20 protein-coding genes and 1 riboswitch are annotated in these 20,993 nt (G+C 64.4%); of the genes, 16 read left to right on the top strand and 4 right to left on the bottom strand.

The genetic code is table 11. From position 1 onward, the window contains the following. Positions 1-12 precede the first annotated feature (12 nt). Positions 13-1,935: a TonB-dependent receptor domain-containing protein gene (locus ACLV74_RS11625; RefSeq protein ID WP_411879550.1), complete on the bottom strand. Its 1,923-nt coding sequence runs from the start codon at positions 1,933-1,935 to the stop codon at positions 13-15. An 84-nt stretch (positions 1,936-2,019) separates the two neighbouring features. Then, positions 2,020-2,309: riboswitch (cobalamin riboswitch) on the bottom strand. A gap of 46 nt (positions 2,310-2,355) precedes the next feature. On the opposite strand from ACLV74_RS11625, the gene ACLV74_RS11620 reads away from it, so the two are divergent. The 3 genes from ACLV74_RS11620 to ACLV74_RS11610 all read left to right on the top strand — a co-directional run bounded on the left by ACLV74_RS11620 (position 2,356) and on the right by ACLV74_RS11610 (position 4,109). After that, positions 2,356-2,595 carry a DUF904 domain-containing protein gene (locus tag ACLV74_RS11620; protein ID WP_411879549.1) on the top strand — a complete coding sequence of 80 codons (240 nt, stop codon included), beginning with the start codon at positions 2,356-2,358 and terminating at the stop codon, positions 2,593-2,595. Continuing rightward, positions 2,592-2,906, top strand: a complete 315-nt coding sequence (locus ACLV74_RS11615) for a cell division protein ZapA (protein WP_411879548.1) — start codon at positions 2,592-2,594, stop codon at positions 2,904-2,906. The genes ACLV74_RS11620 and ACLV74_RS11615 overlap by 4 nt, the downstream gene beginning before the upstream one ends. A 387-nt stretch (positions 2,907-3,293) precedes the next feature. After that, entirely contained in the window at positions 3,294-4,109 is an 816-nt protein-coding gene (locus ACLV74_RS11610) for a sulfite exporter TauE/SafE family protein (protein ID WP_411879547.1), read from the top strand. Between the two features lie 121 nt (positions 4,110-4,230). Here ACLV74_RS11610 and ACLV74_RS11605 read toward each other — a convergent pair whose 3' ends face one another. Then, complete coding sequence (locus tag ACLV74_RS11605) at positions 4,231-4,722, bottom strand: Lrp/AsnC family transcriptional regulator (protein WP_007873193.1); 492 nt, start codon at positions 4,720-4,722, stop codon at positions 4,231-4,233. Between the two features lie 92 nt (positions 4,723-4,814). Here ACLV74_RS11605 and yedA point away from each other — a divergent pair, with 92 nt between their 5' ends. The 7 genes from yedA (at position 4,815) to ACLV74_RS11570 (ending at position 12,452) form a co-directional block, all read left to right on the top strand. Further along, on the top strand, positions 4,815-5,735 hold the full coding sequence (yedA, locus tag ACLV74_RS11600; protein ID WP_411879546.1) for a drug/metabolite exporter YedA: 921 nt from the start codon (positions 4,815-4,817) through the stop codon (positions 5,733-5,735). Positions 5,736-5,843: 108 nt separating this feature from the next. After that, a complete protein-coding gene (locus ACLV74_RS11595; protein ID WP_122956824.1) occupies positions 5,844-6,302 on the top strand; it encodes an SWIB/MDM2 domain-containing protein in 459 nt (152 codons plus the stop codon). A 410-nt stretch (positions 6,303-6,712) separates the two neighbouring features. Then, positions 6,713-7,723 (top strand): ABC transporter permease subunit, encoded by a 1,011-nt coding sequence (locus ACLV74_RS11590; protein WP_411879545.1) that lies wholly within the window; start codon positions 6,713-6,715, stop codon positions 7,721-7,723. Further along, positions 7,720-8,619, top strand: a complete 900-nt coding sequence (locus ACLV74_RS11585) for an ABC transporter permease subunit (RefSeq protein ID WP_411879544.1) — start codon at positions 7,720-7,722, stop codon at positions 8,617-8,619. The genes ACLV74_RS11590 and ACLV74_RS11585 overlap by 4 nt, the downstream gene beginning before the upstream one ends. 11 nt (positions 8,620-8,630) lie before the next feature. Further along, a complete protein-coding gene (locus ACLV74_RS11580; protein WP_411879543.1) occupies positions 8,631-9,647 on the top strand; it encodes an ABC transporter ATP-binding protein in 1,017 nt (338 codons plus the stop codon). Then, a complete protein-coding gene (locus ACLV74_RS11575; protein ID WP_411879542.1) occupies positions 9,644-10,669 on the top strand; it encodes a peptide ABC transporter ATP-binding protein in 1,026 nt (341 codons plus the stop codon). The genes ACLV74_RS11580 and ACLV74_RS11575 overlap by 4 nt, the downstream gene beginning before the upstream one ends. Before the next feature lie 133 nt (positions 10,670-10,802). Further along, entirely contained in the window at positions 10,803-12,452 is a 1,650-nt protein-coding gene (locus tag ACLV74_RS11570; protein WP_411879541.1) for an ABC transporter substrate-binding protein, read from the top strand. Positions 12,453-12,564: 112 nt separating this feature from the next. Here the strand turns inward: ACLV74_RS11570 and ACLV74_RS11565 are convergent, their stop codons facing one another. Together ACLV74_RS11565 and ACLV74_RS11560 are read right to left on the bottom strand one after the other, a co-directional pair. Continuing rightward, on the bottom strand, positions 12,565-14,268 hold the full coding sequence (locus ACLV74_RS11565) for a thiamine pyrophosphate-binding protein (RefSeq protein ID WP_411879540.1): 1,704 nt from the start codon (positions 14,266-14,268) through the stop codon (positions 12,565-12,567). 149 nt (positions 14,269-14,417) lie between these two features. Beyond that, a complete protein-coding gene (locus ACLV74_RS11560; RefSeq protein ID WP_411879539.1) occupies positions 14,418-14,726 on the bottom strand; it encodes a hypothetical protein in 309 nt (102 codons plus the stop codon). 169 nt (positions 14,727-14,895) lie between these two features. Here ACLV74_RS11560 and ACLV74_RS11555 point away from each other — a divergent pair, with 169 nt between their 5' ends. The 6 genes from ACLV74_RS11555 (at position 14,896) to ACLV74_RS11530 (ending at position 20,992) form a co-directional block, all read left to right on the top strand. Continuing rightward, on the top strand, positions 14,896-15,543 hold the full coding sequence (locus tag ACLV74_RS11555) for a TetR family transcriptional regulator (protein WP_411879538.1): 648 nt from the start codon (positions 14,896-14,898) through the stop codon (positions 15,541-15,543). A gap of 148 nt (positions 15,544-15,691) precedes the next feature. Further along, the gene (locus tag ACLV74_RS11550; protein WP_411879537.1) at positions 15,692-16,465 is read left to right on the top strand and encodes an ABC transporter permease; all 774 of its coding nucleotides are present in this window, start codon (positions 15,692-15,694) and stop codon (positions 16,463-16,465) included. Positions 16,466-16,540: 75 nt separating this feature from the next. Continuing rightward, complete coding sequence (locus ACLV74_RS11545; protein ID WP_411879536.1) at positions 16,541-17,548, top strand: ABC transporter substrate-binding protein; 1,008 nt, start codon at positions 16,541-16,543, stop codon at positions 17,546-17,548. Positions 17,549-17,566: 18 nt separating this feature from the next. Next, entirely contained in the window at positions 17,567-18,346 is a 780-nt protein-coding gene (locus tag ACLV74_RS11540; protein ID WP_411879535.1) for an ABC transporter ATP-binding protein, read from the top strand. Positions 18,347-18,356: 10 nt separating this feature from the next. Continuing rightward, positions 18,357-19,787, top strand: a complete 1,431-nt coding sequence (locus tag ACLV74_RS11535) for an enolase C-terminal domain-like protein (protein ID WP_411879534.1) — start codon at positions 18,357-18,359, stop codon at positions 19,785-19,787. 41 nt (positions 19,788-19,828) lie between these two features. Beyond that, positions 19,829-20,992 (top strand): Gfo/Idh/MocA family protein, encoded by a 1,164-nt coding sequence (locus ACLV74_RS11530; protein WP_411879533.1) that lies wholly within the window; start codon positions 19,829-19,831, stop codon positions 20,990-20,992. Position 20,993 lies beyond the last annotated feature (1 nt).

Below are 20,993 nucleotides of genomic sequence, written 5' to 3'. Positions count from 1 at the left end.
CGAGCGTAAACATCAAAGAGGGGCCCAGCTTACGCCGACGTACAGCGTACGCCTGGCGCTGGCATATGTGCTGGCGGTCTGGTAAACCTTGTCGGTCAGGTTGTCCAGCTTGGCGACCAGCTTCCAGTCGCGCGACAGTGCCGTGGTAGCGCTGAGATTGACAAGAGAGTAACCCGGCAACACCACGGTGCTGGTATCGCTGTCCAGCGTATGTGAGGCCATCACTAGGTCCGAAGCCAGTTGCCAGCCGCCCACCGGCACCTCGGCGCCCAGCGTGCCGTATTGGCGGGACCGGCGCTGCAGGGTGCGGTTGGTGACCAGGTTCTTGGGGTTCTGCAAATCCAGCGAACCATGGATGTGCACGTTGCCCAGCGTTTCGGCGGCCGTGAACGTCAGCCCGGTGTACTGGGCCTGCGCCGTGTTGGCATAACAGGCGCGGTTGGCCAGCACCGTCGGCGGGCCGCCGTTGGGGCAAGGACCATTGCCCGACACGAAGCTCAGCAGGTTGGTCAGGCGGTTGCGATACACAGTGACGCCGTACTGCGAGCTTCCCTGGCTGTATTTGAGCGCCGCTTCCACATTGCGGCCGGATTCGGGCTTCAGGGTCGAAGTGCCGTAGATGCTGAAACGCTGGTACAGCGTGGGAACCCGGAAAGAGGTGCCGGCGGAGGCGGACACTTTCCACTGCGGCGTGAGCGCAAAGGCATAAGCCGCGGAGCCGGTGGTCTTGCCGCCGAATTCGCTGTCCCTGTCATGGCGGGCGTTGAACTGCACGGTGTGTGCGCCGCCGCTCCATCCGTAGCCCAGGCTCACACCGTCCAGCGAGCGATCCTTGTTAAGGGCACTCGCGCCCCCCGGGATGGCCGTGGAGCCGACCAGGCGAAACACGTCGCGCCGGCTTTCCAGCGCGGCACTCAAAAGATGCGCGCCAATCCGGTACTCGTTCTGGAGCAGCAGCGTGCGGATGGTACTTTTGTCATAGGAGATTTGCGGCGTCGAGCCGTTCAGGCCCTCTTCGCCGGAATCGGTACCCTGCGTGATCGCCAGCCTGGTGCTGTAACGGTCAGACCATTTGGCCTCCCACTGCAGGCCCAGGGTCTGCAGGTCGCTGATGCGGCGGTAGTCGCGGGTGGGGCCGCCGTCGTACTGGGAGTCGGTGTGGCTTTGCAGCACATTGGCTTCGATACGGTGGTCGGGGTTGAGCTGGAAACCGAGCTTGGCGTTGGCGCCCTGGCTTTTGTAGCCGTCGGCGTCGGGGTTCTGCCCCGCAATGGTCCGGGCGTTGAAGCCGTCGCTTTGCCCTTGCGTCAGGCCGAACGAGTAGTCGAAGGCGCCGGCCGAACCGCTGGCGGCGAATTCAACACGGCTGGTGTTGTACGAGCCGTAACCCACCGCCACCGAGGGCGCGAACGAGCCCTGCCCTTTTTTGGTGAATATCTGGATCACGCCGGCCACGGCGTCGGAGCCATAGACGGCGCCGCTGGGACCGCGCAAGACCTCAATGCGGTCGATCAATGAAATCGGAATATTGCTCCAGGAGGCGCCGCCGGCCGTCGCCTGGGACTCCACCCGTACGCCGTCGATGAACACAGGCGTGTGGCGGCTTTCCCCGCCGCGCACAAACACACTGGTGTTGGCGCCGGTGCCGCCGTTGCGGGTGATCTGGATGCCGGGCACTCGCGCCAGGATGTCGGCGAGCCCGACCGGGCCGGCGCGTTCGATGGCCTCACGGTCGATGATGGTGACGTCGGCGACGACGTCTTCAATCGGCTGGGCGCTGCGCGTGACGCTCACCACCATCTCCTTGAGTTGCGGCACCGCGCCGGTCTGGGCGGTTTGGGACAAGGCGGGAGAAGCGGCAAAAAAAGCCAGCGGAAATGCGGCGGCCAGCGCCAACGGAAGCACGGCAGGGCGTGCGTGGGGAGCAATTTTCATGAGAATCAGACAGTCAGCAAAAAGCCCTCACCGGCTTCCCCGCCGGTGCATGAGCGTTACAAACGCCCAGCCCAAAGCATGGACGTGCGCGTTCACCTTGTTGGCCGGTATCCGGGCTGACGGAACCACCTTCATCGCCTTCCCAAGCGCTTGTTCAAGGCGCTCAGTGGCGAGTGATGAAAGCTGAATTTGCCTTTGGCCGTGAGGCCGGAAGCGCATTCGTCCGTTTTACCGTTGCGGGGGCAGCGCAGGCTGAAAGTCTGGGCGCCGGCGACCGGGCTTGACCCGATGCGCGTGGCTTTGACGCTCTCCTGCTTCCCGTTGAACTGCAGCATGTGAACCACACTGCGGGCACCAACAGGGGCGATTCTACGCGGCCCTTCCCCATGCCGCGCCGCAAACCCTACAATGAGGGCTGCCATGGCGAACCAAACCCAAATCGACCAGATCACCGAACGCGTCGAGCGGCTCCTGCTGCGCTACGAAGAGTTACAGCGCACCAACGTGCTGCTGACCGAACAGGTCGGCGTGCTGACGCAGGAGCGCGACTCCCTCAAGTCGCGCCTGGGCGCGGCGCGCGCGCGGGTCGACGCCCTGCTCGAACGCCTGCCCGAAAGCAGCGGCCACGGCAGCAAAACCACCGCGGGAAGCGCGTCATGAAGCAGCTCGAAGTACAGATCATGGGCCAAAGCTATTTGCTGGGCTGCCCCGAAAACGGCGACGCGCGCATGCTCGACGCCGTCAACCGCGTGGACATGGCCATGTGCCGGATCCGCGACGCCGGAAAGATCAAGGCGCGCGACCGCATCGCGGTGCTGGCGGCGCTGAACCTGGCGTTTGAGCTTCCCGAACGCACGCCGGGCGCGCCGGCGGCCGCGGCGCCCGCGGGCGGCAACGCGGAGAGCCCGCAACTCGCTGCGCTGCTGCAGCGGCTGGACACCGCCCTGGGCATTGACGGCCGCCTGCTTTGAAGCCGTGCGCGCCGCCGGCCGCCGCTCCCGTTTCCAGCACCCGCCGCAGATCACTTCACGCCGTACGCACCGGGCCGCAAAGGCCTACAATGAAGACGTCTGCGATGCGTATTGGGCTTTATATTTCCTTGAACCAATGCTCCACGAGCACGGGCTTGGTAAATTGTCCGGCAGGTGTGATCGTCTCGCGTCAGACGAACCCGAAACCTGACTGCCCTCGCCCACCTGAACCCCGGTTCAGGATGACGGTCCAGTGGCACTCGCAGACACCTTATTCGCGCCACCGCCTTGTCCCTTTTCATCTCCCACCCTTCCCCCAACCCCGCCGCACTGCGGCGCTTCCACCCGCGAAGCGCAGCCGGCCTGCGGCCCACACTTTGACGCCCCATGACGCTTGAACCTCTCCTCATTGTTGAACTGGCCATCCTGGGCGTGGGCACCGGGTTTCTCGCGGGCCTGCTGGGCATAGGCGGCGGCATGCTGATGGTGCCCTTCATCACCATCATCATGTCCAACCGCGGCGTGGCGCCGGACCTGGCGGTCAAGATGGCCATCGCCACGTCCATGGCCACCATCATCTTCACCTCGATTTCCAGCGTGCGCGCGCACCACAAGCGCGGCGCGGTCCGCTGGGACATCGTCAAGCGGCTGGCCCCGGGCATCGTGATCGGCAGCATCATCGGCAGCCTGGGCGTGTTCGCGCTGCTCAAGGGTTCCTACCTGGCGATCTTCTTCGGCCTGTTCGTGAGTTTCTCCGCCACGCAGATGTTCCTGGACAAAAAACCCAAGCCGACGCGGCAGATGCCGGGCACGGCGGGCCAGTTTGCAGCCGGCGGCTTCATCGGCTTCCTGTCGGGCCTGGTCGGCGCGGGCGGCGGCTTCATCAGCGTGCCCTTCATGACCTGGTGCAACGTGGCGATCCATAGCGCGGTGGCCACCTCGGCCGCCCTGGGCTTCCCCATCGCCGTGGCCAACGTGCTGGGCTATGTGATCAGCGGGCAGACCGTGCAGAACCTGCCCGAGAGCTCCTTCGGCTACATCTGGCTGCCTGCCCTGGTGGTGATCGCCGTCTGCAGCTTCTTCACGGCGCCGCTGGGCGCCAGGGCCGCGCACAGCCTGCCGGTGGGCAAGCTCAAGCGGGTGTTTGCGAGCATCTTGTACGTCCTGGCTGCGTACATGCTCTACAAGGGTCTGAAGGGCTGACCAGACCCTGACGCGATGGCGCCAGCGGGGTTGGCGATACACACTCCGCCGCTCCGTGCACAGGCCGCTGGCCCTCACCCCTGCCCTCTCCCGGAGGGAGAGGGAGCAAGAAGCGGCCGGCTTATTTCCCGGTAACTTTTTTGATCACGGGCTTGATGTCCTCTCGCCGCGCCGGCAGCACCACGGCGTTTTCGCGCGGGGCGTTCAGGACGATGGACGTTGAGGTCTCCGTGAGGATGCAGAACTTTGTCACCACGGCGTCCAGGTGGGCGACGTCGATCACCGCGATTTCGAGCACCCAGCTGTCCTCGCCGGTGACGTTGTAGGCATTGATGACCTCGGGCGTCTGCTCGATCAGCTTGACCACGCGGGCGTATTCGACCCTTCCCACGCGGGCGATGGCGCGTATGCCGTAGCCCAGGCGCGCCAGGTCGACCTCGGCGCGGTATCCCTTGATCACGCCGCCCAGCTCCAGCTTGCGCACGCGCTCCGTCACCGCGGGCTGGCTCAGGTGGACGCGGCGGCCCAATTCGGCCATGGTGATGCGCGCGTCGCGCTGCAGCTCGCCGAGGATGCGGCTGTCGTAATGGTCCCATTCGGTGGTTTCGGTCATACGGCCTTTCAAGCTTTAAATTCAAAGGTCAACTGCGCTTATGCCGTTAATTTTGCATGGCCCGCGGGCACATGGCAACCTAACATCCCCGAATGACCTCCGCACTCATTTCTTCTCCCGCCGGCAAGGCGCCGGCACTCCTCATCCCCGCCCTGCTCGCCTGCTACCTGGTGTGGGGCTCGACCTACCTGGCGATCCGCTTCGCGCTGGTGAGCTTTCCGCCTTTCTTCCAGATGGGCACGCGCTTCCTGGCGGCGGGCATCCTGCTGATGGCCTGGGTGCTGGCGCGCGGGCACAGGCTGCCGAGCCGGCGCGAATGGGCCAACGCCGCCGTCGTGGGCGCGCTGATGCTGGGCGGCGGCATGGGACTGACGGCGTCGGCCGAAGTCCACATCGGCTCCGGCCTGATCGCCACCTTCATTGCCATCGTGCCCATGCTGGTGTCGGCCTGGGGCCTGCTGCTGGGCCAGCGGCCCAGCCGGCTGGAGTTCACCGGTATGGCGGTGGGCCTGGCGGGCGTGCTGATGCTGGTGCAGGGCGCGAGCTTCGGCGCGGCGCCCGTGGGCCTGGCCTGCATCGCGGGGGCCACGCTGCTGTGGTCGCTGGGCTCTGTGCTGTCCGCCACGCGCTTGCCGCTGGCCGCCGGCCCCGCGGGTTTCGCCAGCGAAATGTTGTGCGGCGGCGCGGTGTTGATGCTGATTTCTCTCGCAATGGGTGAGCACCGCGAGGCCGCCGCGAACTGGCCGGCGCAACCCGAGGCGATGCTCGCGTGGCTGTACCTCGTGGTGTTCGGCTCGCTGATCGCCTTCAGCGCCTACCTCTATTTGCTGGCCAATGCGTCGCCCGCGGTGGCCACGAGCTACGCCTTCGTGAACCCCTTGATCGCGATTTTCCTGGGCGCGTTCTTCGCTGGAGAGCACGTCACCGGGGGCGAATGGGCCGCCTGCGGCGTGATCCTCATGGGCGTGTTTCTGATTTTCAGAGGTAAATCTGCAACATCCAGGCGCAAATAAAGTGCTTTTCCGCTAGGAAACTGCGTTTTTCTCCAGTAGCATCCGCATTGCCACAAGGAAGTAGTTATCCGGGTGGTGATTTATCAACTTCTAGAAGGAAAATCAATCATGGCAACTGCAAAAAAAGCACCGGCTAAAAAAGCGCCTGCTAAAAAGGCTGCTCCGGCAAAGAAAGTAGCTGCGAAGAAAGCAGCTCCTGCGAAGAAGGCTCCTGCGAAAAAAGCAGCGCCTGCGAAAAAGGTAGCCGCGAAGAAAGCAGCTCCCGCCAAGAAGGTTGCGGCCAAAAAGCCAGCAGCGAAAAAAGCGCCCGCCAAAAAGCGTACGCCCAATGCAGCGTTCATGAAAGCGCTGACCTTGAGCCCCGCACTGGCAGCCGTGGTGGGCGACAAGCCTCTGCCGCGTACCGAGATCGTCAGCAAGCTGTGGGTTTACATCAAATCCAAGGGCCTGCAGGACAAGGTCAACAAGCGCATGATCAACGCCGACGAAAAATTGCGTGCCGTTTTCGGCAAGGCGCAAGTGTCGATGTTCGAGATGGCCGGCCTGATCGGCAAGCACGTCAAGTAATCGGCTTTTGCCGATATCAAAAGGCCGGTTCACACCGGCCTTTTTTTATGCATCCGCGCGGCGGCTTCCCCAGCTCAGCAGTTACCTTCTGGCACGCTTCCTGCGTTACTCGGCCCGCCTTATGTGCGCGCTGCATTAGCGCCGCAAGCATCCCGAAAGCCTTGCTGATGCCATAGGGTTACTCTTTAGCCCCCCGGTGGCGGTAGCACCGAAAAATGACGGTATTGTTGATAAGATAAAAAATTCCCCGCGGCACCGCCCCGGGGCCTGACTGGACAGAACAAGATTCCCATGTTGATGCCACTGCATTTGAAGACGGGGGCGGCGGAAATTTCCGCGCGCTCCGCATGTCGCTTCCGCGACGGACATCCCTTAGCCAGCGCCAAGCCCGACCTTGGTATCTCCCGATAATGCTGCGCTTTATTTTTACCCGACTGAGCCTGATCATCCCCACCTTCCTGGGGATGACGCTGCTGGCCTTCTTCCTGATCCGCATGGTGCCGGGAGACCCGATTGAAACCATGGCCGGCGAACGCGGCATCGATCCGGTGCGCCACGCCCAGCTGCTCAAGGAATTCGGCCTGGACAAGCCCGTTATGGTGCAGTACGGCATCTACATCGTCCGTGTGCTCAAGGGCGACCTGGGCAAATCGCTGATCACGCAGGAGCCGGTGCTGCGCGAGTTCCTCACGCTGTTCCCGGCCACCATCGAACTGGCCGTCTGCGCCATTTTGTTCGCGCTGCTGATCGGGATACCGGCCGGCATCCTGGCGGCGGTGAAGCGAAACTCGATACTCGACCACGGCGTCATGGGGGTGTCCCTCACCGGGTATTCAATGCCGATTTTCTGGTGGGGCCTGCTGCTGATCCTGCTGTTCTCGGTCGAGCTCGGCTGGACGCCGGTGTCCGGCCGGCTGTCGGTGCAGTACTTCATCGAGCCGACCACCGGCTTCCTGCTGATCGACTCGCTGCTGTCGGACGACAAGGGAGCGTTCTGGTCGGCGGCATCGCACCTGATACTGCCCATGATCGTGCTGGGCACCAACCCGCTGGCGGTGATCGCTCGCATGACGCGCTCGGCCATGCTGGAGGTGCTGGGCGAGGACTACATCCGAACGGCGCGCGCCAAGGGCCTTTCCAACCTGCGCGTGGTGGCCCTGCATGCGCTGCGCAACGCGCTGATCCCGGTGGTCACCGTGATCGGCCTGCAGGTCGGCGTGCTGTTCACCGGCGCCATCCTCACCGAAACCATCTTTTCCTGGCCGGGCGTCGGCAAGTGGCTGATCGAAGCCATCAGCCGCCGCGACTACCCCGTGCTGCAGGGCGGCATCCTGTTGCTGGGCGCCATCGTCATGGCCGTCAACCTGCTGGTGGACATCACCTACGGCATCATCAACCCACGCATCAGGCACCAGCGATGAGCACGGCCACCTTGAAAACCAACACTCCGCCCGCGCCGCCGCATCCGCTGCGCGAGTTCTGGAACTACTTCAGCGCCAACAACGGCGCCGTCATCGGCCTGGTCGTCGTCGTCGGCGTGCTGCTGGTCGCGCTGTTCGCGCCGCTGCTGGCGCCGCACGCGCCCAACATCACCGACAACACGGTGTTCCTCAAGCCGCCGGCCTGGCAGGCGGGCGGCTCCTGGAGCTACCCGCTGGGCACCGATGCCATCGGCCGAGACATCCTGTCGCGCCTGATGTACGGCGCCCGCCTGTCGCTGGTCATCGGCCTGGCCGTGGTCGCGCTGTCGGTGGTCGTCGGCACGGTGCTGGGCCTGCTGGCGGGCTTTTTCCGCGGCATCTTCGAGATCGCGGTGATGCGCCTGATGGACATCATCCTGACCCTGCCCAGCCTGCTGCTGGCCATCGTGATCGTGGCCATCCTCGGCCCCGGGCTGATGAACGCCATGCTGGCCGTGGCCATCGTCGTGCTGCCGCATTACGTACGCATCACGCGCGCCGCGGTGATCGCCGAGACCTCGCGCGACTACGTGACGGCCGCGCGCATGAGCGGCGCCAGCCGCATCCGCCTGATGTTCAGCGAAATCCTGCCCAACTGCACGGCGCCGCTGATCGTGCAGGCTTCGCTGGGTGTCTCGACCGCCATCCTGGACGCGGCGGCCCTGGGCTTCCTGGGCCTGGGCGCGCAGCCGCCCTCACCCGAATGGGGCACCATGCTGGCCGATGCCCGCGAATTTGTCCTGCGCGCCTGGTGGGTTGTCACCTTCCCCGGCCTCGCAATTTTGATCACTGTGCTGGCTTTCAATTTGCTTGGCGACGGACTGCGCGATGCGTTCGACCCCAAATTGAAACGCTGAAAGATTTCCGTATGGCTTTATTAGAAATAGAAAACCTCTCCGTCGAGTTCCCCTCGCAAAACGGCGTCATGCATGCCGTCGACGGCATCAGCCTGTCGCTTGAAGAAGGCGAAGTCCTCGGCATCGTCGGCGAATCCGGCTCCGGCAAAAGCGTGACCATGATGGCCCTGATGGGCCTGGTGGCCTACCCCGGCCGCGTCAAGGCCGACAAGCTGCGCTTTGCCGGCCACGACCTGCTGGCGCTGTCGCAAGGCGAGCGCAACAAGCTCACCGGCAAAGACGTGGCGATGATCTTCCAGGAACCCACGACCAGCCTGAACCCCTGCTTCACCATCGGCTTCCAGATCATGGAAACCCTGCGCCTGCATCTCGGCATGGACAAAAAAGCCGCCAAGCGCAAGGCCATCGAACTGCTCGAGCAGGTCGGCATCAACTCGCCCGAAACGCGCCTGAAGGCCTACCCGCACCAGCTCTCGGGCGGCATGAACCAGCGCGTGATGATCGCCATGGCGATCGCCTGCAACCCGCGCCTGCTGATCGCCGACGAGCCGACCACGGCGCTGGACGTGACCATCCAGGCGCAGATCCTCGATTTGCTGCGCAGCCTGCAGAAAGAACGCGGCATGGCGCTGGTGCTGATCACGCACAACATGGGTGTGGTGTCCGAAATGGCGCAGCGCATCGCCGTCATGTACGCCGGCCAGATCATGGAAGAGCAAAGCGCGCACGCCCTCTTCAACACGCCCCAGCACCCTTACACCGAAGCCCTGCTGTCGGCCCTGCCCGAGCGCAGCGACGGCAGCGCGCGCCTGGCGACCATTCCCGGCATGGTGCCCGGCCTCTACGACCGGCCCGCCGGCTGCCTGTTCGCGCCGCGCTGCGCTTACGCTACCGAGCATTCGCGCAACGAGCGGCCGCTGCTGCGCGCCTGGAAGGACGGCATGGTGCGTTGCCACTACCCGCTGGGCGACCCCAGCCGCCAGGCCAACATCGAACACGACAGCCCTTTGGTGGAGGCCGCGCAATGAGCCCCACCGCCATCACCCCAGGCACCACAGCAGCAGCCCTGCCGGCCGGCCCTGTCGTCGAGGCCAAAAACCTCAAGCAGGTCTATGAGATCCGCCGCGGCTTCATGCGCAAGTCCGACCACCTGCAGGCGGTAGGCGGCGTGTCCTTCTCGGTGCATGCCGGCAAGACGCTGGCCGTCGTCGGCGAATCGGGCTGCGGCAAGTCCACGCTGGCCCGCATGGTGTCGCTGATCGAAACCCCCACGGGCGGCGAGCTGCGCATCACCGGCATCGACGCGGTCAACGCGCCGCATGACGAGCGCCTGGGCCTGCGCAAGGCCGTGCAACTGGTGTTCCAGAACCCCTACGGGTCGCTGAACCCGCGCAAGAAAGTCGGCGCCATCCTGGAAGCACCGCTTGAGATCAACACCAAACTGACGGCAGAGGAGCGCGCCGAAAAGGCCCGCGCCATGCTCGCCATGGTGGGCCTGCGCCCCGAGCACTACGACCGCTACCCGCACATGTTTTCGGGCGGCCAGCGCCAGCGCATCGCGATCGCGCGCGCGTTGATGCTCAACCCCACCGTGGTGGTGGCCGACGAGCCGGTGTCGGCGCTGGACGTTTCCATCCAGGCCCAGGTGCTCAACCTGCTGGCCGACCTGCAGCAGTCCATGGGCCTGGCCTACCTGTTCATCTCGCACGACCTGGGCGTGGTGCGCCACATCGCCCACGACGTGCTGGTGATGTACCTGGGCCACGCGGTCGAGCAAGGCGAGAAAAACACCCTGTTCAACCAGCCCCTGCACCCCTATACCCAGGCCTTGCTGGCGTCCACACCGGGCCTGGCGGGCAGCACCGGCGTCAAACAGCGCATCGTGCTCAAGGGCGAGCTGCCCTCGCCGCTGAACCCGCCCACGGGCTGCGTCTTTTCGACCCGCTGCCCGCACGTCACCGACCGCTGCCGCGCCGAAAGGCCGCAGCTGCGCGAAGTCGGCGGGCGCCAGGTCGCCTGCCACTATGCCGAAAACTTTCTCACTGCGTGACCTGAAACCATGCAATCCCGCACCGGTTTCAGGCCACGTTTTTTAATGACCAGGGCGCACCACGTCACGAATGTGGTGCAAACTGGCCGCAAGCCCCGCTGCGAAGCAGCATCAACCTCCAAAGGGATCGTCCATGATTCAGACCAAACCAAGTGCAAGCCCCCGCGCAAGTAAATTGCGCCCGGTCCAGCGCGCATTGCTGTGCGCCGTCGCCCTGCCAGCGCTGCTGGCACTTTCACCCGTCTCCGCGAAGACGCTGGTGTTCTGCTCTGAAGGCAGCCCCGAAAACTTCTACCCCGGTGTCAACACCACGGGTACGTCGTTTGATGCCAACGAACCCATCTACAACCGCCTCGTCGAATTCGAATACGGCGGCACCAAGGTCGTCCCCGGCCTGGCCGAGAAGTGGGACATTTCCGCCGACGGCAAGGAATACACCTTCACCCTGCGCAAGGGCGTGAAATGGCATGCCAGCAACAAGGCCTTCAAGCCGACGCGCGACTTCAACGCCGACGACGTGCTGTTCATGTTCGAGCGCCAGTGGAAGGAAGACAACGCCTTCTTCAAGGTCACCAGCCCCAACCACTCCTACTTCAGCGACATGGGCATGCCCAAGCTGATCAAGTCGGTGGACAAGGTCGGCGACTACAGCGTCAAGATCACGCTGAACCAGCCTGAAGCGCCTTTCCTCGCCAACCTGGCCATGCCTTACGCGGCCGTCCAGTCCAAGGAATACGCCGACGCCATGCTCAAGGCCGGCACGCCGGAAAAAATCGACCAGGACCCGGTCGGCACCGGCCCCTTCTACCTGGTGCAGTACCAGAAAGACGCGGTCATCCGCTACAAGGCCTTCCCGCAGTACTGGGGCGGCAAGGCCAAGATCGACGACCTCGTGTACTCGATCACGCCTGACGCATCGGTCCGCTGGGCCAAGCTGCAGAAGAACGAATGCCAGGTCATGCCTTACCCCAACCCCGCCGACCTGGACGCGATCCGCAAGGACTCCAACGTCACCATCGTCGAGCAGGCAGGCCTGAACGTCGGTTACCTCGCATACAACACGACCAAGAAGCCGTTTGACGACGTGCGCGTGCGCAAGGCCATCAACATGTCCATCAACAAGAAAGCCATTGTTGACGGCGTGTACCTGAGCACCGGCGTTGCCGCCAAGAACCCGATCCCGCCGACCATGGCCGCGTACAACAACGCCATCAAGGACGACGAGTACAACCCCGAAGCCGCCAAGAAATTGCTGGCCCAGGCCGGTTACCCCAACGGCTTCACCACCGACCTGTGGGCCATGCCCGTGCAGCGCCCGTACAACCCGAATGCCAAGCGCATTGCCGAGTTGATGCAGGCTGACCTGGTCAAGGTCGGCGTGACCGCCGAGATCAAGAGCTTCGAATGGGGCGAGTACCGCAAGCGCCTGCAGGCCGGCGAACACCAGATGGGCATGCTGGGCTGGACCGGCGACAACGGCGATCCTGACAACTTCATGTACACCCTGCTCGGCTGCGCTTCGGCCCAATCGGCCAGCGGTTCCAACATCGCCAAGTTCTGCTACCAGCCGTACGAAGACCTGGTCCTGAAGGCCAAGACCGTGACCAACCCTGCCGAGCGCATCAAGCTCTACCAGCAGGCCCAGGTCATCTTCAAGGAACAGGCTCCCTGGTTCACCATCGCCCACGCGGTGCAGTTGAAACCCATCCGCAAGAGCGTGATCGGCTACAAGAACAGCCCGTTCGGCCGCCACAACTTCTACGCGGTGGACATCAAGGAGTAATCCTTCATGGCTTGAAGCGGCTTCACCACGAAGCCGCTTTCATCCTGACGCCAAAAACAAAAAGGCCGGGTCACCCCGGCCTTTTTTTATGCCCGCGAGATTCCAGGCTGGGCTATGGCGCCTTGGCCAGCGCGTTCTGCGTGATCGCCGACAGCGTGCCGCGCGTGGTGATGACTTCCGGGTCCAGCGTGACCTCGATCACCGTGCCCTCTTTTCGTGCCAGGGCCGCCAGCAGCTCGGCTTCGAACTCGTCCGTGCGCGTGATGCGCACGCCGGCGTAGCCGTAGGCGCGCGCCAGGCCGGCGAAGTCCGGGTTGTTCAGGCGTGAACCACTTTCGTGCGTGGGGTACTCCCTTTCCTGGTGCATGCGTATGGTGCCGTACATGCCGTTGTTGAGCAGCACGATGATGCTTTTGGCGCCGTGCTGCACGGCCGTGGCCAGTTCCTGGCCGTTCATCAAAAAGTCGCCGTCGCCCGCGATCGTGAAAGCCGTCCGGCCCGTCGTGATGGCCGCCGCGATGCCCGCCGGCACGCCGTAACCCATGGCGCCCACGGTGGGCGCCAGCTGCGTCTTGTGACCCTTGACCAGGCCGTGGTGCTTGAAGAAGCGATGCACCCAACTCGCGAAATTGCCCGCGCCGTTGGTCAGCACCGCATCCGCCGGCAAATGCTTTTGCAGCAGGCCGACGATAGCCGGCATGTCGATGTCGCCCGGCAAATTGGCCGAGGGCGTGGGCTTGAGGTTCTCCAGGTAATCCTCGTTGGCCGATGCCGTCCAGGCCTCCCAGGCCACGGTCACCGGCGCGGTCAGCACTTCCAGCGAGCGCGCGGCGGCGTTCATGGTGGCGTTGATGGCGAGGTCGGCCTGGTAGACACGGTTGAGCTCCTCGGCGCTGGCATGGATGTGCACCAGTTTTTGTTTCGGCCGGGGCGCCTCAAGCAGCGTGTAGTTGCCGGTCGTCATCTCGCCCAGGCGCGGGCCGATGGCGATGATCAGGTCGCTGGCCTTCACGCGCGCGGCCAGCTTGGGATTGAGGCCAATGCCCACGTCGCCCGCGTAAAGCGGGTGGTGGTTGTCAAAGGTGTCCTGGAAGCGGAAGGCATTGCCCACCGGCAGCTTCCAGTTTTCGGCGAAGCGCTGCAGCGCCTGTGCCGACTGCGGCGTCCAGCCGCCGCCGCCGGCGATGATGAGCGGGCGTTCGGACTTGAGCAGCATCTCGCGCAGCGTGCGCAGCGAGCCCGGGTCGCTCCAGGCCTGCACCGCCTCCACGCGCGGCAGCGGCTGCGCGGCCGTCATGCGGGTCAGCATGTCTTCGGGCAGCACCAGCACCACCGGGCCGGGGCGGCCGTTCATCGCGGTGGCGAAGGCACGCGCCACGTATTCGGGAATGCGGTCGGCGTCGTCGATGCGCTCCACGCGCTTGGCAAAGCCCTTGGTGCTGGGCCCGAAGAAGTTGAAGTAGTCCACTTCCTGGAAAGCTTCGCGGTCGCGGCAGTCGCTGGCCACGTCGCCCACCAGCAGCACCATGGGCGTGGAATCCTGGAAGGCCGTGTGCACGCCGATGGACGCATTCGTGGCGCCCGGCCCCCGGGTGACCATGCAGACGCCCGGCCGGCCGGTGAGCTTGCCGTGGGCTTCGGCCATAAAGGCCGCGCCGCCCTCCTGCCGGCAGGTGACGAACTGGATCTTGCCCTGGCGCGCATGCAGCCCGTCGAGAACGGCGAGATAGCTTTCACCGGGCACGCCGAATGCGTGGGTTACGCCCTGGGCCAGAAGGCAGTCGACGAGGAGGTGGCCGGCGAGTTGAGAGGTCATGGGCCTATTGTGCCGTTGAAGATGGCCCCCACGCTCCCCCACTTCGTGTGGGTCGCTGCCCCCCGAGGGGGCCGCTGCGCCTGCGGCCCGGCAAAGCCGGTTCCGCGGCCCCTGCTTGCATGAAGAGGGTCCAGCTTCGAGCGCTGCGCTTATTCAGGTGTGGCGGCGTCGCCATCCCCGCCGCCCGCTTCCAGAGCCTGGCGAGCCAGTTCCTCGTCGCTGAGCGGCGGCGCCGCTTCGAGTGCCGCGAGTTCGTCGAGAAACTCCTGCGTCGGCTGCTCGTGCTCCAGCAGCACTTCCTCGAGCTTTTGCCGGCCGGTTTCGGCATGCACGTTGGGCGAGACGAGGACGGTGGGCGGCACGGGGAATTTTTCGCCGAGCTCAAACTTCAGTGCTTCGGATTTTTCTTCAACCCAGTGCGCGAAATCACCGTCTTTGGGGGTGTTGGAATTGCTCATGGCGGGCCTCCTTGGCTTGCGTTGCGGCCTGGGCGCGGATGGCCAAGGCATTTTTTTATTATGCGGCGATCGCGCTCGCGGCGGTAGTGCCCAGGGCGCAATCTCGTGCGCATCGGCACCTCGGCCTACAGGACTTGCAATAATTCACTAAACAGTTAAATTCAGACACATGGCAACCACCCCCTCTTCCGCGCAGGAACCACGCCTGCGCGACGCCGACCGCTCACAGCAAACCATACTGCTGGCGGCGCGCGACGAGTTCGCGCTGTACGGGCTGGCCGGTGCGCGGGTGGACCGCATCGCCGGGCGCGCCGACATCAACAAGCGCCTGATCTACTACTACTTCAAGAGCAAGGACGAGCTCTTCCTCGCGGTGCTGGAGAGCACCTACGCCGACATACGCGCCGCCGAGCAGAAGCTGCACCTGGACGAAATGGACCCGGTCGAGGCCATCCGCGAACTGGTTTCCTTCACCTGGCATTACTACCTCGAACACCCCGAGTTCATCTCGCTGCTCAACAGTGAAAACCAGCACAATGCGGCGCACCTGAAGAAGTCGGCCCGCATCCAGGAAATGAACTCCCCGCTGGTGCAGATGCTGGACACGGTGCTCGAGCGCGGGCGGCGCAAGGACCTGTTCCGCGCGGGCATAGACCCGATCCAGCTCTACATCTCGATTGCGTCGATCTGTTACTTCTACCTGTCGAACAACCAGACGCTGTCGACCATCTTCGGGCGCGACCTGCGCGCCCCCAAGGCCATGGCCCAGCGCCTGTCGCACATGACGGACATGGTGCTCGGCTACGTGATGCGCTGAGCGCCGGCAAGCCCGGCAACCCACCCCCGGAGTTTCCCTAGGGGCCGTTGACAGCCCCCAGCCCAGCCCCAACAATTCACCGTATAGTTACATACGGACGTGCCGGCCTGCGGCGCCATGCCGCATGGGCGACAAGGAGACATATCCGATGCTGCGCAAGCTGCTGCTCTTACCGGCGCTCAGGCCTTTTCTGCTGATCATCCTGCTGCTGGTGTTGTGGGATGTGGCGATTCGCGTCTTCAGTATCCAGGCATATCTGATCCCGCGTCCCGAACAGGTCGTGCAGCAACTGATCGCCGAATGGAGCAACCTGCTCAAGCAAAGCTGGAAGACCACGCAGGCCACGCTGGGCGGCTTCGCGCTCACCATCATCATCGGCATCCCGTTGGCCATGGTGATTGCCTACTCGCGGCTCGTCGAGTCTTACGTCTACCCGCTGCTGGTGTTTTCGCAAAGCATTCCGAAGGTTGCCATCGCGCCGCTCTTCGTCGTGTGGTTCGGCTTCGGCATCTTCCCCAAGATCATTTCGGCCTTCCTGCTGGGCTTCTTCCCGGTCGTGGTGTCCACCGTCATGGGCTTCAAGTCGGTCGAGCCCGACATGCTGGACCTGGCCCGCTCCATGGGCGCGAGCCGCCTGCAGACTTTTTTCAAGATCAGCCTGCCGCACGCCCTTCCCGCCATCTTCAGCGGCCTCAAGGTGTCCATCACGCTGGCCGTGGTGGGCGCGGTCGTCGGTGAATTCGTCGGCTCCAACTCCGGCATCGGCTATGTGCTGCAGGTGGCCAACGGCAACTTCGACCTGCCGCTGATGTTCGCCGCGCTGGTGGTGCTGTCCACCATCGGTGTGCTGCTGTTCGCGGCCATAGACCTGGCCGAGCGGCTGATGATTCCCTGGCATGCCTCGCAGCGCCAGGTGTTCTGAGCCGCCGCCCCTCCCTGTTTTCGTTTTTCGTTCCCCTCGTCACGTTCCATCACCGGCAACCCCAGGAGACACATCATGAAGAACCGCATATCCCCTTTGCTCACCGCCATCGCCGGCGCGCTGATGCTGGCCATGGCGCCCGCGCAGGCGCAGACCAAGGCGCCCGAAAAAGTCACGCTGATGCTCAACTGGTACCTCTACAGCGAGCACGCGCCCTTCTTCCTCGGCAGGGAGCGCGGCTTCTACGCCGAGGAAGGCATAGACCTGGACATCCAGGAAGGCCGCGGCTCGGCCGTCACCGCCCAGGCCGTGGCGGCCAAGTCGGCCACCTTCGGCTACATTGACGTCACCACCATGATCAAGGCCGCCGCCAAGGGCGCGCCGCTCAAGTCCACCGGCGTGCTGTTCCAGCTCAGTCCCATGTCGGTCATGGGTTTTGCCGACAAGAACATCAAGACGCCCAAGGACATCATCGGCAAGACCGTCGCCACCACGCCGGGCGACTCGATGTCGCAGATGTGGCCGCTGTTCCTCAAGGTCAACAACATCCAGGCCGACCAGGTCAAGATCGTCTCGGGAGACGGCCAGACCAAGCTCAATGCCGTGATGAACGGCCAGGCCGACCTGCTGCTCGGCTATGTGATGGACCAGGCCATCAAGCTGCAGGACGCCACCGGCAAGCAGGTCTATCCGATACGCTTCGCCGATTCGGGCATCAACCAGATCAGCTCCGGCATCATCGCCAACAAAAACCTGCTGACCGAGAACCCCGACCTGGTCAAGCGCTTCATGCGCGCCTCCACCCGCGCCGCCGAAGCCGCCGAGAAAAGCCCTGAAGCCGCCGTCGACGCAATGCTCAAGGCCAACCCCAAGGCCGGCGTGCGCGACACGCTGATCGTCGGCATGAAACAAAGCGTGGCGCTGTACCACACCAAGGAAACCGCCAACCAGCGCCCCTTCCGCGTGACCATGAAAAACGTCAACGACTCGCTGGACCTGCTGGTGCAGTACGGCGGCATGGACGCCTCGACACGCGGCAAGCCCGAAGATTACGTCAGCCTGGACTTCCTGCCCACGAACTGAAGAAGGCGCACCTTATCCATGCGCAACGACCACCTGATAGAAGCCCGCGGCGTCTCCAAGACCTACCAGACCAAGGACGGCCCGGTCGAGTCCCTCAAGCCCCTGGACTTCTCGATTCGCGAGGGTGAATTCATCTCGGTCGTCGGGCCTTCGGGTTGCGGCAAAAGCACGCTGCTGAAGATGGTGGCGGGCCTGCTCCCCATTACGGGCGGCACGCTGACGCTGGCGGGCAAGCCCATCAACGGGCCGCAAAAAGACGTGGGCATCGTGTTCCAGAGCGCCGTGCTGCTGGCCTGGCGCACGGTGCTCAAAAACATCCTGCTGCAGGCCGAAATGCGCCACATGCCCAGGGAGCAGGCGCTGGCCAAGGCGATGCAGCTGATCGAGATGGCCGGCCTCAAAGGGTTTGAAAACAAATACCCCTGGCAGCTGTCGGGCGGCATGCAGCAGCGCGCTTCCATTTGCCGCGCCTTGCTGCATGACCCTTCGGTGTTGCTGATGGACGAGCCCTTCGGCGCACTCGACGCGATGACGCGAGAGAAGATGAACCTGGAGCTGCAGCGCATCTGGTCGGCCTCGCAAAAAACCGTGCTGCTGATCACCCACAGCATTCCCGAGGCCGTGTTCCTGTCGGACCGTGTCATCGTGATGAGCGAACGGCCGGGCGCCATCGCCGCCATCTACGACATAGACCTGCCGCGCCCGCGCACGCTGGACATGATGGGCTCGCCCGAGTTCGCGGTCTACGCCAAAAAAGTGCGCGCGCATTTTTATTCGCAAGGCACGCTGGACCACTGAGCCCAATCTCATGGACGAACCCCTTCGCTTCCATATCGACGAGATCCGCTTTTCCGAGCGCGACGTGGTGCTGCGCCTGCCCTTTCGTTTCGGCGCCGCCACCGTGACCTCCTGCCCCCAGGTCTATGTGCAGGCGCGTATACGCTTTGCCGACGGGTCGACCTCGCAAGGCTGCGCGGCGGAAATGATGATCCCGAAGTGGTTCGACAAAAACACGGCGCTGTCGAACGAAGACAACTTCCAGCAACTGCGCGATGCGCTTTTGGCCGCCCGTGCCGCCTATTGCGCGGACACATCCGCCCGAACCGCCTGGCAGCACTTCGCGCATCACTACCAGGCGCTGCTCGACCAGGGCGCGGCCGCCGGGCTGAACCCCCTGGCCGCCGGCTACGGCCCGGCGCTGCTGGACCGCGCCATCCTGGACGCGCTGCTGCTCAAACTTAATTGCAGCTTTGCCGCCGGCATGAGCGCCAACTTGGCCGGCATAGTTGTGCGCGGCAGCGGCCTGGCCGGCGACCTGTGCGATTTCGACATGGCGCGCTTCCTCTCGCTGCAGATGCCGCGCAAGCAGATCGCGGCGCGGCACACCGTGGGCCTGGCCGATGCGATCACCCAGGCGGACAAGCCCGCGGGCGAAGCCATGGACGGCCTGCCCGCCTCGCTGGAGGCCGCCATCACGCGCTACGGCCACCGGCATTTCAAGATCAAGCTCAGCGGCAACACCGAAGCCGACATGGCGCGGCTCACAGCCATCAGCCACGCGCTCGAAGGCGTGGCGCGTGTCATCACGCTGGACGGAAACGAGCAATACGCCAGCGCCGGCGCCTTTGCCGACTTCTTCACGCAGTTCACCTCGGACCCCCAACTCGCGCCGCTGCTGGCCTGCACGGCGTTTGTGGAGCAGCCGCTGCGCCGCGACCAGGCGCTGGCGCAGGACGTGTCCGCGCTGGCCAAACATATTCCGCTGCTGGTCGATGAATCCGACGCCACGCTGGACGCCTTTGTGCAGGCCAGGGCGCTGGGCTACACCGGCGTGTCGAGCAAAAGCTGCAAGGGCTTCTACAAGTCGGTGATCAACGCGGCGCGCTGCGCGATGTGGAATGCGTCGTCGCCCGGCGCGCCCTGTTTCCTCTCCGGTGAGGACCTGACCATGCAGGCCGGCCTGGGCGTGCAGCAAGACCTGGCGCTGGTCAGCTGGCTGGGACTGGCTCATGTGGAGCGCAACGGCCACCACTACGTCAACGGCCTGATGGCCGCGCCCGAGGCCGAGCAGCAAAACCTGCTGCTGGCGCACGACACGCTTTACGAGTACAGCTTTGACGCCGTGCGGCTGCGCATCAAGGGCGGGCAAATCGCGCTGGGCTCGCTCGACACGCCCGGCTTCGCCACCGGCCAGGCCGACGGCCAGATTTCCTGGGACGCGATGCGTTCCTTTTATTGAATCCCACTGAACCTCACTGAACACAGCAACAAGGACTACACATGAGCAAACCCACCCTGGGCATCATCATGCACGGCGTGACCGGCCGCATGGGCACCAACCAGCACCTGATCCGCTCCATCCTGGCGATACGCCAGCAGGGCGGCGTGCTGCTGTCCGACGGCAGCCGCGTCATGCCCGACCCCATCCTGATAGGCCGCAACGCCGCCAAAGTTGAAGCCCTGGCCCATGAGCACGGTGTGGCCCGCTGGGGCACCGACCTGGACCAGGCGCTGGCCAACCCCAGCGACACGATCTTCTTCGACGCAGGCACCACGCAGATGCGCCCCACCCTGCTGGCCAAGGCGATACGCGCCGGCAAGCACGTCTACTGCGAAAAACCCATCGCCACCAACCTCAACGAGGCCGTTGAAATCGCCCGCCTGGCGCAAAGCTCGGGCCTGAAACACGGCGCGGTGCAGGACAAGCTCTTTTTGCCCGGCCTGCGCAAGCTCGACATGCTGCGCCGCGCCGGCTTCTTCGGCAGGATGCTGTCGGTGCGGCTGGAGTTCGGCTACTGGGTGTTCGAGGGCGACCTGCAGCCCATCCAGCGCCCGAGCTGGAACTACCGCAGCGAAGACGGCGGCGGCATGATCCTGGACATGATGTGCCACTGGCGCTATGTGCTGGACAACCTGTTCGGCGAGGTCAAGTCCGTCTCCTGCATGGGCGCCACCCACATTCCCGAGCGCTGGGACGAAGCCGGCAAACCCTACAAGGCCACCGCCGACGACGCGGCCTATGCCACGGCTGAACTCACAGGCCACAACGGCGAGCCGGTCATCGCCCAGATGAACATGTCATGGGCCACGCGCGTGCGCCGCGACGACCTGGTCACCTTCCATGTGGACGGCACGCACGGCTCGGCCGTGGCCGGCCTGCAGAGCTGCCGCGCCCAATCGCGCGTGACCACGCCCCGCCCGGTATGGAACCCCGACCAGAAGCAGATGATGAATTTTTTCGACCAGTGGCAGGAAGTGCCGGACTCGCAAACCTATGACAACGGCTTCAAGATCCAGTGGGAACACTTCATACGCCACGTGGTCGAGAACGAGCCCTACCGCTGGACGCTGCCCGAGGGCGCCAAGGGCGTGCAACTGGTCGAGGCGGCGCTGCAAAGCTGGAAGGAGCGGCGCTGGATAGACGTGCCCCCGCTCAAGATCTGAG

The sequence above is a fragment of the Polaromonas sp. YR568 genome (genome assembly GCF_943369415.1).
Lineage (GTDB): Bacteria > Pseudomonadota > Gammaproteobacteria > Burkholderiales > Burkholderiaceae_C > Polaromonas.
This window is presented reverse-complemented; position numbering and strand designations above follow the sequence as displayed.